This is a genomic window from Halomonas sp. IOP_6, assembly GCF_021151565.1.
Taxonomy (GTDB): domain Bacteria; phylum Pseudomonadota; class Gammaproteobacteria; order Pseudomonadales; family Halomonadaceae; genus Vreelandella; species Vreelandella alkaliphila.
Genome location: NZ_JAIRBO010000001.1, coordinates 614,478 through 627,164 on the forward strand (window position 1 = coordinate 614,478; position 12,687 = coordinate 627,164).

Annotated in this window: 9 protein-coding genes; 3 read left to right on the forward strand and 6 right to left on the reverse strand. The window is 53.8% G+C overall.

All coding sequences use genetic code 11. From position 1 onward, the window contains the following. Nucleotide 1: 1 nt before the first annotated feature. From parC to pgi, 4 genes are all read right to left on the reverse strand, one after another. Complete coding sequence (parC, locus tag K7H08_RS02910; protein ID WP_231657136.1) at nt 2-2,257, reverse strand: DNA topoisomerase IV subunit A; 2,256 nt, start codon at nt 2,255-2,257, stop codon at nt 2-4. Between the two features lie 74 nt (nt 2,258-2,331). Then, a complete protein-coding gene (locus K7H08_RS02915; protein WP_231657137.1) occupies nt 2,332-4,299 on the reverse strand; it encodes a methyl-accepting chemotaxis protein in 1,968 nt (655 codons plus the stop codon). A 220-nt stretch (nt 4,300-4,519) separates the two neighbouring features. Then, nucleotides 4,520-6,415: a DNA topoisomerase IV subunit B gene (gene parE, locus K7H08_RS02920; RefSeq protein WP_095603217.1), complete on the reverse strand. Its 1,896-nt coding sequence runs from the start codon at nt 6,413-6,415 to the stop codon at nt 4,520-4,522. Nucleotides 6,416-6,569: 154 nt separating this feature from the next. After that, on the reverse strand, nt 6,570-8,264 hold the full coding sequence (pgi, locus tag K7H08_RS02925) for a glucose-6-phosphate isomerase (protein WP_038485689.1): 1,695 nt from the start codon (nt 8,262-8,264) through the stop codon (nt 6,570-6,572). A gap of 114 nt (nt 8,265-8,378) precedes the next feature. Between pgi and cmoA the strand changes: the two genes are divergently transcribed. From cmoA to K7H08_RS02940, 3 genes are all read left to right on the forward strand, one after another. After that, on the forward strand, nt 8,379-9,122 hold the full coding sequence (gene cmoA, locus K7H08_RS02930) for a carboxy-S-adenosyl-L-methionine synthase CmoA (RefSeq protein WP_038485692.1): 744 nt from the start codon (nt 8,379-8,381) through the stop codon (nt 9,120-9,122). A gap of 1 nt (nt 9,123) precedes the next feature. Beyond that, nucleotides 9,124-10,137, forward strand: a complete 1,014-nt coding sequence (gene cmoB / locus K7H08_RS02935; RefSeq protein ID WP_231657138.1) for a tRNA 5-methoxyuridine(34)/uridine 5-oxyacetic acid(34) synthase CmoB — start codon at nt 9,124-9,126, stop codon at nt 10,135-10,137. 167 nt (nt 10,138-10,304) lie between these two features. Next, nucleotides 10,305-10,553 carry a GlsB/YeaQ/YmgE family stress response membrane protein gene (locus tag K7H08_RS02940; RefSeq protein WP_231657139.1) on the forward strand — a complete coding sequence of 83 codons (249 nt, stop codon included), beginning with the start codon at nt 10,305-10,307 and terminating at the stop codon, nt 10,551-10,553. 93 nt (nt 10,554-10,646) lie between these two features. On the opposite strand, the gene K7H08_RS02945 is transcribed toward K7H08_RS02940, so the two are convergent. Further along, on the reverse strand, nt 10,647-11,321 hold the full coding sequence (locus K7H08_RS02945; protein WP_095603218.1) for a zinc metallopeptidase: 675 nt from the start codon (nt 11,319-11,321) through the stop codon (nt 10,647-10,649). Nucleotides 11,322-11,416: 95 nt separating this feature from the next. After that, complete coding sequence (locus K7H08_RS02950) at nt 11,417-12,535, reverse strand: App1 family protein (RefSeq protein ID WP_231657140.1); 1,119 nt, start codon at nt 12,533-12,535, stop codon at nt 11,417-11,419. Nucleotides 12,536-12,687: the final 152 nt, after the last annotated feature.

Sequence of the window (12,687 nt, forward strand, 5' to 3'; positions counted from 1 at the left end):
CTTACTCCCCTGCCTCTAAACAATCTACTTTTTGGAAACCGCGGGGCAGTTTGCTGCCTCGCCTACCGCGTTCACCACGATAATACGCGAGATCGTCGGCTTTCAGGGTTAGCTTACGCTTACCGGCATGAATAATGAGTTCACCGCCCTCTGCCACAACGGCAATATCGCGCACAAACTCTTCACGTCGAGCCGCACGCGGGCCGGGAATATCGAGCATTTTATTGCCTTTTCCTTTAGCCATTTCAGGCAGCTGGTCTAACGGGAACAGCAGCAGCCTGCCTTCATTGGAAACCGATGCAACCCAATGGCCTTCGCCTTCCGGCACTTCCACTGGGGCCATAACGCTGCACCCTTTAGGAACACTCAGTACCGCTTTACCGGCTTTATTTTTGCCTGTCAGCGCCTCGAGCTGCGCGACAAAACCATAACCACCATCACTGGCCAATACGTATCGTTTGGTGGGCGGCGCCAGCATTAGCCCTGCCATGCGCGCACCTGCCGACACGTTGACACGGCCGGTAACCGGTTCACCTTGACCTCGGGCACTAGGCAAATTATGCGCTGCTAGGGTATAAGCACGGCCAGTGTCGTCTAGCAACACCAAAGGTTGGTTGGTTTTACCACGAGCCGCCAGTTGGAAACTATCGCCGGCCTTATAGGAGAGCCCTTCCGGATCGATATCATGGCCTTTCGCCGCACGAATCCAGCCTTTTTCCGACAACACGACGGTAATCGGATCAGCGCCTAACAACTCTACTTCAGAGAGCGCTTTTGCTTCACTACGCTCAACCAGCGGCGAACGACGCGCATCACCATGCTCTTTACCCGCCGCGCGGATCTCTTTTTCAATTAACGTGGTTAGCTTAGCTTCACTACCCAACAAGCCTTGCAGTGACTTGCGCTCTTTCTCCAGTTCATCCTGCTCGCCGCGAATTTTCATCTCTTCCAGCTTAGCAAGATGGCGCAATCGCAGCTCTAGGATCGCCTCTGCCTGCCGCTCAGAAAGACCAAACGCAGCGATCAATGCTGGCTTAGGCTCATCCTCTTCACGAATAATACGGATCACTTCATCAAGGTCGAGGTAAGCCGTCAGCAGGCCTTCAAGAATATGCAGACGGTCTTCGACTTTACCTAAACGATGCTCTAAGCGGCGGCGCACGGTCGCTCGCCTAAAGCGCAGCCACTCGCTCAGCATATCGGGTAGCGGCATCACGCGGGGGCGACCATCCAGGCCGATCACGTTCATGTTCACCCGCACATTCTTTTCTAAATCCGTGGTGGCGAACAGGTGCGCCATCAGCGATTCAACATCCACGCGGTTAGAGCGTGGCTCAATCACCAGACGAGTAGGCTCTTCATGGGTGGACTCATCACGCAGGTCGGCTACCATCGGCAGCTTTTTGGCCTGCATTTGTGCAGCGATCTGCTCCAATACTTTGGCACCGCTGACCTGATAAGGCACAGCGGTAATCACGATATTGGTCTCTTCGCGCACATAACGAGCGCGCAGTTTGACCGAACCGCGGCCTGATTCGTAGAGCTTGCGCAGGTCTTCTTTCGGCGTGATGATTTCGGCATCGGTGGGGAAATCGGGTGCCGGTACAAATTCCATCAGGTCGACAGTGGTCGCTTCCGGGTTCCGCAACAGGTGACAGGTCGCCTCTACCACTTCAGTCACGTTGTGAGGTGGAATATCGGTTGCCATCCCAACCGCGATGCCGGTACCGCCGTTGAGTAACACGTGCGGCAAACGCGCGGGAAGCACTACCGGCTCTTGCATCGTGCCATCGAAGTTGGGGGTCCAATCCACGTTGCCCTGGCCTAACTCGCTGAGCAGCACTTCTGCAAACTTAGACAGCTTGGCTTCGGTGTAGCGCATGGCAGCAAAGGATTTGGGGTCATCAGGGCTACCCCAGTTGCCTTGCCCATCCACCAGCGGATAGCGATAGCTAAACGACTGGGCCATTAGCACCATTGCTTCATAGCACGCGCTGTCGCCATGGGGGTGAAACTTACCCAGCACATCACCGACGGTACGCGCCGACTTTTTGTACTTGGCATTGGCGTGCAGCGCCAGTTCACGCATGGCGTAAATAATGCGCCGCTGCACAGGTTTCATCCCATCGCCAATATTGGGCAAGGCGCGGTCTAAAATGACGTACATCGAGTAGTCGAGGTACGCTTTTTCGGTGTAATCGCGCAGGGACAGCCGTTCGACGTCACCCTCTGCTACTTGAATATCCATGTCGATCATATCCTACCTTAACAACAAAACCGCCCCAGTCGGGGCGGCTGATAAGCGGACACGCGGCCACTTAGCATGGCACGCTATGTTAATTGATACTTTTCATGCGATGCATTCGACAGTGCTGGAGCCTGGGATACCGCTTGCGCACCGCCGTGAAACTCGTCCAGCAAGCCTTTTAAGCGCTGGGCCTGTAACGACAGTTCATTAGCAGCCCCTGCGGCCTGGCTAACCAAGCCCGCATTCTGCTGGGTCACCGTATCCATCTGCGTTACCGCACTGTTAATCTCGTCAATGCCATTGGTTTGTTCGCTGGAAGCTTGGCTGATTTCGCTAATGCGTGCCGTTACTTCCTCAATGGCAACTACAATCTCTTTCATAGCGGACTCAGCTTCTTGAGCATAACCGCTGCCCGTCGCGATCTGCTCAGACGTGGTTTTGATCAGCCCATTAATGTTTCTGGCCGATGCAGCACTGCGCGAGGCAAGCTCACGTACTTCACTGGCAACCACCGCAAAGCCTCTTCCGTGCTCACCCGCACGCGCTGCCTCTACCGAGGCATTAAGCGCTAATATATTGGTTTGAAAAGCAATATTTTCAATTACTTGAACAATTGAAGCGACTTCAACAGAGCTTTCGTTGATCGCTTCCATGGATTGCGCCAGCCTCGATACCTGTTGGCCGCCACGCTTTACTTTATCTGCTGATTCTTTTGCCCGTAGGTCGGCCTCTTGAGCGTTATCAGCGTTTCGCTTCACCGTAGCCGCCATCTCTTCCATCGTTGATGACGTTTCCTGAAGAGAAGCCGCCTGTTGTTCTGTTCGGCTAGAAAGCTCCGTATTGCCTGCCGCTATTTCGGTGGATTCGCTGGCGATGGCATCGGCCACGCTCCGCACATCACCAAATAGCCGCTGTAGCTTCTCCGAGTATCGATTAACAGCACGGCGCAGTTCGCCAATCTCATCCTCGCGATAGATGGTTAGCTCGCGACTTGAGTCATCCTGACCCAGTTGATCGATTTGACGCGTAGTACTGCGTATTTGCGCTAGCAAAATACGACCACCCCACCACCCAAGCCCCAGTAAGAGTGCCAGCAAGGGAACAATAAATAGCAGCAGGTCACGTGTTAACGTACGTGCCAAAGCCGTGACTTGCTCGCTAGGGGTTACTAACCCCAGCGTCCACCCCGTACGTGGCATATCAAATAGGCGCACCTCTGCAGCTTCTGCTAACACGCCTGCGCTTTCGACACTCGCTTGTTCCTGCCCAGCAGTTACCGCCGTAACAACGGGCTGGAGCCAAGGCATATCACGAGCAACGTCAGCTAAACCTTTCATCTCATCAGAGGCTTGCTCTACCCCCGGCAGGTCAATGACATTGCGCTCATTATCCAGTACAAAGGCGTAACCGCCTGTACCACCGCCATTTTCTGCAAGAAACTCGGCCACGCCGCCTAGCTGCATATCAATGGTGGCGACTCCGGAAAAAGCGTCATCGATATAATACGGAACACTACAGGTCACCATGGCAACCCCCGTCGCTGGGTCGCGGTACGCGGCAGACCAAACGCACTGCCCTGGCGTCGCATCGCGAGCACTGCTATACCATGCTTCGTCGTGGTATGGCGCAATAGTGCTTGCGTTGTAGTCATCTAGAAACTCCAACGCTCCCTGAGCATTACGTGCCCAGAAAAAACTGAAGCGTTCGACACCCGGCGAAAATGCGCCTGGCTCAGGCCAAATACCGCCTCCGGCAATCGTCATATTGCCGTTATCATCGACCACATTGGGCAGTGCTTGCTGGTAAATCGCTTCATCTTGAGGAAGCGACTCGGCCAACGCTGCTAAGCTCGAGGTATTCCCCTCGACGCGAGCCAGCTGGCCATTCAGCGCATTCACGATAGAGCCGCCCGTACGCTCAATCAATGACTGACTTGCATCGATCACCAGCGGCTGACCACGCCATGCCATCACGCCGTAAATACTGACAGCCATTAGTAGTGTGAGCACCACTGCAGACAACGTTAACTGCCGAGAGATTGTGTTGAACAAAGCTATTCCCCTGTCTATGAGCGTTTTTTACGCGTCTTAGTATGTAAGCTACCTATTCAACTATCGGCCAAATAGCATGGCACTGTAATAATGCCTGTTAACGTTTGCCTAGCAGATTGGGCTCCCCCCTCCGGTCTTTATAACTGGCTTTGCAACTGTTGCGAAAACAGTCGCTAAAACAGTCATTACAACCAGACTGATGACGCCTCTATATCTGTAACTACACCTCTACATCAGCGAGATTGCCGTAATCTTCCAGCCACTTTTTGCGGTCACCGGCGCGTTTCTTGGCCAGCAACATATCCATCATTTCCATCGTGCCATCGCCCTCTTCCAGCGTTAACTGCACTAGGCGACGGGTTTCCACTGACATGGTGGTCTCACGCAGCTGTAGCGGGCTCATTTCACCCAAGCCTTTAAAACGCTGAACATTGGGCGTGCCACGCTTTTTCGCCAACTGCTTGAGAATGGCGGCTTTCTCGCTCTCATCCAGGGCATAGTGCACTTCTTTACCTAAATCGATTCGATAAAGCGGCGGCATGGCGACGAACACATGCCCGGCATCCACCAGGCTGGGGAAGTGCTTTACAAACAGCGCGCACAACAGCGTCGCAATGTGCAGGCCATCGGAGTCCGCATCCGCCAGGATGCAGATTTTGTGATAGCGCAGTTTTTCAAGATCTGCACTGCCGGGGTCGGCACCAATCGCCACGGCGATATCGTGTACTTCCTGAGAGCCATAGATATCGTGGGTATCGACTTCCCAGGTATTGAGGATTTTGCCGCGCAGCGGAAGAATGGCTTGAGTTTCACGGTTGCGCGCTTGTTTGGCGCTACCACCTGCCGAGTCGCCTTCGACTAAAAACAGCTCACTTAGGGCAGGATCCTGGCCGGAACAGTCGGCGAGCTTGCCTGGCAGCGCGGGACCAGAAGTCACCTTTTTACGGGCGACTTTTTTGGACTTTTTCTGGCGCTGCTGAGCGGCGCTGATCACCATTTCGGCCAGCTGTTCGGCCTGTTCAATGTGGTGGTTAAGCCAAAGCGAGAAAGCATCTTTCAACACCCCAGACACGAAGCCCGCAATCGTGCGTGAGGAGAGCCGCTCTTTGGTTTGCCCAGCAAACTGAGGATCAAGCATTTTAACCGAAAGCACAAAAGAGGCTCGTTCCCATAAATCGTCGGCGGTCAGCTTAATGCCGCGGGGCAACAGGCTGCGGTATTCGCAGAACTCCCGCAGCGCTTCCAACAACCCTGAACGGAAGCCATTAACATGCGTGCCGCCCTGGGGCGTGGGAATCAGGTTTACGTAGCTTTCCAACAACGCGTCGCCACCTTCGGGCAACCACTGAATCGCCCAGTCAACGCCATGCTCGTCGTCGCTAAAATGGCCTACAAAGGGTTCATTCGGCACCACTTCATAGCCATCGGTAGCTTCAGCCAGGTAGTCCTTTAAGCCATCGGCATAGGCCCATTCAGTTTTGGTGCCATCAGGCTCTACCAGCGTAACCGCCAGTCCAGGACACAGTACTGCCTTGGCACGTAACAAGTGCTTTAACTTTGAAAGGGCAAGCTTTGGGCTGTCAAAGTAGCTCTCATCTGGCCAAAAACGCACGAGAGTGCCCGTCGCTTTTTTTGCCGCTTTACCAATTTCGTGTAGCTCTTCGACTTTTTCGCCAAACTCAAAGGCCATGGCATGGCGCGCGCCATTACGAGTGACTTCAACATCTAAACGGCGCGATAAGGCATTAACCACCGATACGCCAACCCCATGCAAACCGCCCGAGAAGCGATAGCTGGAGGAGGAAAACTTGCCACCCGAGTGGAGCTTGGTAAAGATTAGCTCGACGCCCGACACGCCATGTTCAGGGTGCAAATCGATCGGCATGCCACGGCCGTTATCCTGCACTTCTATGGCACCATCGGAATGCAGCACCACGCTAATAGCCGATGCATGCCCTGCAAGGGCTTCATCAACACTATTATCGATAACCTCTTGAGCGAGGTGGTTAGGCCGCGAGGTGTCGGTGTACATACCGGGACGCTTACGCACCGGCTCGAGCCCTGACAGGACTTCGATGGAACTCGCGCCGTACTGGGAGGCATCAAACTGGGTCATGTAACATCGGTTCCTAAAAAAATAGCGCTAGCAGCCGCTCTTAAGTACTTGAAACAAAGCGTACTGAAACGAGTCTTTGGCGGCTTACAAAAGGGCACAGGATAGCGGAAAAGCAAAAAGCTGTATATCCAGCCATGAAAATCAGAATAGCGTGCTACTCCTGCTCTGCCGCCCAAAACGCCTCAATCAGGCCGCGGCTGGAAGCATCCATACGGGAAATATCACCGCCTCCATCAATGATCGCCTGGGTGTCGGTGGCAATTTTCTTACCTAGCTCAACGCCCCACTGATCAAACGGATTAATATCCCAAATAACCGCCTGTACAAACACTTTGTGCTCATACAGGGCGATCAGTGCCCCCAGCGTAAAGGGTGTTAGCTTATCCAACAGGACCGTTGTAGAGGGCTGGTTCCCACGGTAGCGCTTGTGCTCTGGGCGAGGGCCTTCATCCTCTAGAGCGTCATCCCCCAGCATCAGCACTCGTGACTGAGCAAAGCAGTTCGCCAACGCTAGGCGGTGCTGTGCTTTTAGATGGCGACGTGTATCCGGGTCTTCTACCTCATCGTAGCGCTTCAGCGGTGCTATAAAATCGCATACGACCGGCTGGGTGCCCTGGTGAAGTAACTGATAAAAGGCGTGTTGAGCGTTGGGACCAAGCTGCCCCCAAAGCACTGGGCACGTTGAATAATTCACCGCTTGGCCTTGGCGCGTCACCGACTTACCGTTGGACTCCATCTCAAGCTGTTCAAGATAGGCAGCAAAGTACTCTAAGCGTCCATCATAGGGCAGTATCGAATGGGCACGAATATCCAGGAAATTGACGTTCCAGATACCAGCTAACCCCAGCAGTACTGGCAGGTTTTCTTCCATCGGTGCATCACGGAAGTGGCAGTCCATTGCATGGGCACCCGCCAACAGTTCACGGAAGTTATCCATACCTACGACGAGCGCAATCGGGAGGCCGATGGTGCCCCACAAGGAGTAACGCCCGCCGACCCAGTCCCAGAACATCAGTTGGTGATCTGAGGAAATACCCCACTCACTCATCTTTTCAGGGCTCGCCGACACACCAATGAAGTGCTGGCGAACAATTAACTCTGCGCTTAATGGTGCGGCATTGGGAAGATCGCCATGCTCAGAAAGCTTTCCTAATAGCCAGTCTTTGGCCGTATTAGCATTGGAAAGCGTGTCGATAGTGGTAAACGACTTGGACGATAAAACAAACAAGGTTGTTTCAGGATTAAAGCGACTTAGATAATCCGCCAGCTGGGAGCCATCCATGGTAGACGCAAAGTGCACGTCCAATGGGTGCCCCTCTTTTGGGCGATAATCTGCCAGCGCATGGGTGACCATTAACGGGCCAAGATCCGAGCCGCCGACACCTAAATTCACCACATGCCGGATCGGCTTACCGGTTGCACCACGCCACTGCCCCGCCTGTAAGCGCTGCACCAAGCACTCCATTTGGGCAAGGCTGTCATGCACAGCGGCCACCACATCTTCCCCTTCTACTTCAAGCGTGGCATCAGCAGGTAACCGTAAAGCTGTATGTAGTGCGGGGCGATTTTCACTGACGTTGACACGCTTTCCGCTTAGCAGCGCATCAATCGCCCCAGGCATTCCCGCCTCATGCGCCAGCGCCAGCAAGTGTTCAAGGGTGTCATCATCCCAACGCTGTTTAGATAAATCCAAGGTTAAACCTGCCACTTGGCGCGTGAAGTTCAACCAGCGACTGTCATCATCACCAAACAAATTTTTTAAGTGTACCTGTTGTAGCGTGTCAGCATGATGCTTCAACGTCTGCCATGCGGGTAGTGTATCGGGGGTTGTGCGTGTTGCTGAAGCCATATGCCTTCTCCTGTGGCGCCATTCCATGCAGCAGGAATCTGTTATAAACAGGTCTGTTCTGGTGTATCAAGGGCGCGTAAACTACGCAGCCTCATTAATAATCCTGGCTTGCCCATGAGTGATGCATCTTACCGCGACGCTATCTTTTCAACACCCTTAGATAAGGTGGCAAGGTTCTCCTTCGACGAACAGGTCGTTGCGTGCTTCCCTGATATGATCCGCCGTTCAGTGCCCGGTTACGGGCAAATCCTCGGCATGTTGAGCTTAATTGCCCAACGCCATTTGCGCCATGGCGCTCACGTTTACGACCTAGGTTGCTCGCTGGGCGCATCCGGCCTGGCACTGGCGGGTGCACTTCCCGCCGATGCCTTTCGTTATACCGGTGTGGATCTTTCACCCGCCATGGTGGCTAGGGCCAAGCAAACCTTTTCAGAAGAGTGCCCAGACCATGCCATGCAGATCGAGGAGGCCGACATACGCACGCTTGAGTATGCACCTTCCGGCATGATCATTCTTAATTTTACGCTGCAGTTTCTGCCCCCTGCCGATCGCGATGCGCTGCTGAAGCGGCTTTACGATGCCCTTGAACCGGGCGGCGTACTGATTTTATCGGAGAAAACCATCGATGCCGATGAGCGGGATAACGCATGGCGAGTCGAGCGCTACCATGACTTCAAGCGTGCCAATGGCTACAGCGATATGGAAATCAGCCAAAAACGCACAGCGCTGGAAAACGTGCTGATTCCCGACACGCTTGATGCCTTACATGGCCGCTTAGCCCTAGCGGGCTTTCCTCGCTCAATGACTTGGTTCCAGTACTTGAACTTTACCTCGCTGATCGCCTTCAAGGAGGATTAAGGTGCCGCTGTTACCCGATGATCATCGCGCGCTTTATCAGGCATTTTTAGATCAAGCCAGCCAGGATGCCGCACTGACACCCTGGCTTGCCAAGCTGCCTGAACAGCTGGCCAATGGGCTAGATCGCCAGCGCCATGGCGACCTGTCCGCCTGGGAGAAGGCAGTTGCCAAACTACCTGCTCTACCCGAAGAGCGCCACGTCGATCTTACCAGCGATACAGTGAGCGTTGATGTCGCTTTGAGTGATAGCCAAAAGCGCCAGTGTTTTAACCTGCTGCGCAAACTGTCGCCCTGGCGCAAAGGCCCCTTTCGGTTGGGTGGCATTGATATCGACACCGAATGGCGCTCCGATTGGAAATGGCAAAGAGTCGCCCCGCATCTTGCGCCGCTAAAGTACCGTAAGGTATTGGATGTTGGCGGTGGCAGCGGCTACCACGCTTGGCGCATGGCCGGAGAAGGCGCAGCCTTTGTGCTTGTGATTGATCCTTCACCACGCTTTTATTGGCAGTTTCAGGCGGTGCGCCACTTCGTTGGCAATGCCGACGGCGGCCGCACGCAGTTTCTACCGGTAGGCATTGAAGATGTGCCGGAAAAGCTGGGATTTTTCGATACGGTATTTTCCATGGGCGTGCTCTACCACCGTCCTTCGCCTCTTGAGCATCTGCAGCAAATAAAAGAGGCGTTAGCCCCTGGCGGTGAACTGGTGCTAGAAACACTAGTGGTGGAAGGCGATGAGCAAACCGTGTTTGTACCCGGCGAACGCTACGCCGCGATGCCTAATGTTTACTTCCTGCCCTCTTCAAAAGCGCTATGTCACTGGCTAGAACGGTGCGGTTTTACCAATGTGCGAGTGGTCGACGAAGCGCTAACAACACTTGACGAGCAGCGCTCAACCGAGTGGATGACCTATCAATCGCTAGCGGATTTCCTCGACCCCAGCGACCCAACCCGCACCATTGAAGGCTACCCCGCCCCACGTCGAGCGGTGATTATCGCCAATCGAAACGAGTATTGATGGGCTGTGTCGTACGCTTGTGTCAATCAAGCTTGTAATGATCGTACTGTTAATAACACGTTTTTTTGTAACAGTTCTTAATTACTTAGATCGTTATGGGATAGCCCATAATGTCATCGCTCATATAGGCACAAGCTCACTAATGGGATATTAATCAAGGAGTAAAGATGGGTTTTTTAGCGTGGATTTTGTTCGGTCTTATCGCCGGTGTGATTGCAAAAATGATTATGCCTGGTAAAGATCCAGGTGGCCTTATCGTTACCATTCTTCTCGGTATTGCTGGCGCCTTTGTCGGTGGCTGGATTGGCTCACTGGTTGGGCTTGGCACCATGGGCGACTTTAGCTTTGGCAGTTTTGTGACCGCTATTGTAGGTGCTTTGGTATTGTTGGCTGGTTACCGGATGATTAAGAAGTAACTCGTCCGCATCTCAGCGACAACGATGAAAAGCCGCTCTAATGTTGAGCGGCTTTTTTGTTACTCATCGTGGCTTCCCAAGCTCTAGCCAATCTCAACGCCGCAAAATCACCAGCCAACGGCCAAGGTTCATCACGCTGGCTAACGAAGCAGCAACGTAGGTGAACGCGCAGGCGGTAAGCACATGGCGAGCGCCGGGCATGTCATAGGGCGGCACGTACTCTTTAAGCAGTGGCAGTGCACGGTTAAAGCTGGCATCGAACTCAACGGGCAGCGTCACTAGATGCACCAGCGCGGCGGTGCCAAAACTAATAACGGCCATGGCGATAACCGCTGCCAGCCCACCAGGCAGTCTTGTGAGCACAAACAGAAACGGTGCGGCCATCATTAAAATAGCGCCCAGCTTTTCTGCCTTTTGCGCTACTTGAACCAAACGACTTCGGGCTAGCAGAGGCGCGTAGCCTTCATGGTGTTGAATAGCGTGCCCGACCTCGTGGGCAGCTACGGTCACCGCCGTCAGTGAACGGCCATCATAGTGGTCCGGGGTGAGACGTACGCAGCGCGATTCCGGGTCGTAATGATCACCAAATTCGCTACGCTCAACTTTCACACCGTCAACACCCAAACGGCGTAGCAGATGCTCAGCAAGCTCCGCGCCGGTACCCGGATAGTCATCCCGTCCACGGGTGTGGCGTTTCAACACCCATTTTGCCCATAAGTTAGGCAGAACAAAAATGGCCAGCGCCAATACGATTAACACAATGACCATGATCACACTCACCGCTGATTAAGAGCCTAAATTAACGACCCGCTAACCCGTGTTTAGTTTTACCATGAGCACAAAATAGGCGCACTCACCTGCAACTATTCAGGGTCATGGTGATGCGCGTCTACATCCCGCTGCACAGCCTGCAGCCCTCTGGCAGAAATATCGCCTTTAGAGTAGGCATGTTTGGCGATCAAAATACTGTCAGCAGCGAGTACTAATTCACAATCAGTATGGGCAAGTTCATCCCGTAAACGCTGAATCGCCTCTTCCCGTTGAGGATCCTTATCAACCCGACGAATATAGATCGCTTTGATTCGTGTCGGATATGCCTTCACCACCTCGGTATAAACCTCTGGGTCGTGCTGGCCGCTGTCACCAATCAAAATACAGGGCATATCGTGATAGAGCGCTAACATGCGGTCGATCAAATCACGCTTGTGCGCTTCGGCCCGCCGCGGCCACGGGCGGCGCAGAGAAATCCCCCACTCGCGTAGAAACAGAATGGGCCCGACAGGTATGCGATTGAGTTGAAAGAAGGTTTCCAACATCTCATAGATTGCCCAGGGCCCTCTGGAAACATACAAAATAGGCCGTTCAGCTTTCTCAGTTTCCCCTCGATACAGCGCCTGATAAAGCGATGCCACCCCAGGAAAAGCCGTGCGTCGATGCGGCTTACGGACAAACAAGCGATACAGCATTTTGAGCTTTTCAGCGACACCAGTGAACATGACGGTGTCATCAATATCACTGATCACCAACAAATCTGCTTCGGGAGGCGGCACGTAAACTTCGACGCTGGTCCGGATTGGCGGGTGGCCGTCAGCATGAACCATGATATCGGCACGATGCCAGGAAACATCAACCGGTAACGCAGTACTGATCGGCAAGTGAGCGTCAAAGTAACCGTCGCGGTCAGTCGTTAGGCACAGCTGATTATCGCCAATGCGTATATCCACTTTGGCATTAGCGAGGCCGCGTCGAAAGATACGTCGAGCAACATCTGCAGTGTCTCGCAACATACCTCGCCGAGGTATCGCCCTACCTAATGCGGCCTGACGAAACACGCGCCCCATCACAAACACCTCTTGCTGGGAACCATAACCACGGTAGGGGTGCACCATCATCCCCCCATGACCGCTGTCGCGCTTCATCGGCTGTGCCACCACGTGAGCCAACCGCTTGGCAAAGCTTGCCCACTGGTGGTACCACGCCATTATTGGCACCCACACGAAAAACACTCAGCCACGTCATCGGCAACCGCTATATTTTGCGTCATTCCCAACATTGTTCACTTCCTGTGATGGCTCTGTTAAATAGCTAAACGGTCACCAGTGTGGCGTAATGGCGGGTGTCCCTCAACCGCCAA

What these genes read in the sequence shown, in the direction of transcription:
- K7H08_RS02945 (WP_095603218.1), bottom strand. Translation starts at nt 11,321, where the DNA reads ATGGTCATTGTGTTAATCGTATTGGCGCTGGCCATTTTTGTTCTGCCT.
- parC (WP_231657136.1), bottom strand. Translation starts at nt 2,257, where the DNA reads ATGATCGACATGGATATTCAAGTAGCAGAGGGTGACGTCGAACGGCTG.
- cmoA (WP_038485692.1), top strand. Translation starts at nt 8,379, where the DNA reads ATGAGTGATGCATCTTACCGCGACGCTATCTTTTCAACACCCTTAGAT.
- parE (WP_095603217.1), bottom strand. Translation starts at nt 6,415, where the DNA reads ATGACCCAGTTTGATGCCTCCCAGTACGGCGCGAGTTCCATCGAAGTC.
- pgi (WP_038485689.1), bottom strand. Translation starts at nt 8,264, where the DNA reads ATGGCTTCAGCAACACGCACAACCCCCGATACACTACCCGCATGGCAG.
- K7H08_RS02950 (WP_231657140.1), bottom strand. Translation starts at nt 12,535, where the DNA reads ATGGCGTGGTACCACCAGTGGGCAAGCTTTGCCAAGCGGTTGGCTCAC.
- K7H08_RS02940 (WP_231657139.1), top strand. Translation starts at nt 10,305, where the DNA reads ATGGGTTTTTTAGCGTGGATTTTGTTCGGTCTTATCGCCGGTGTGATT.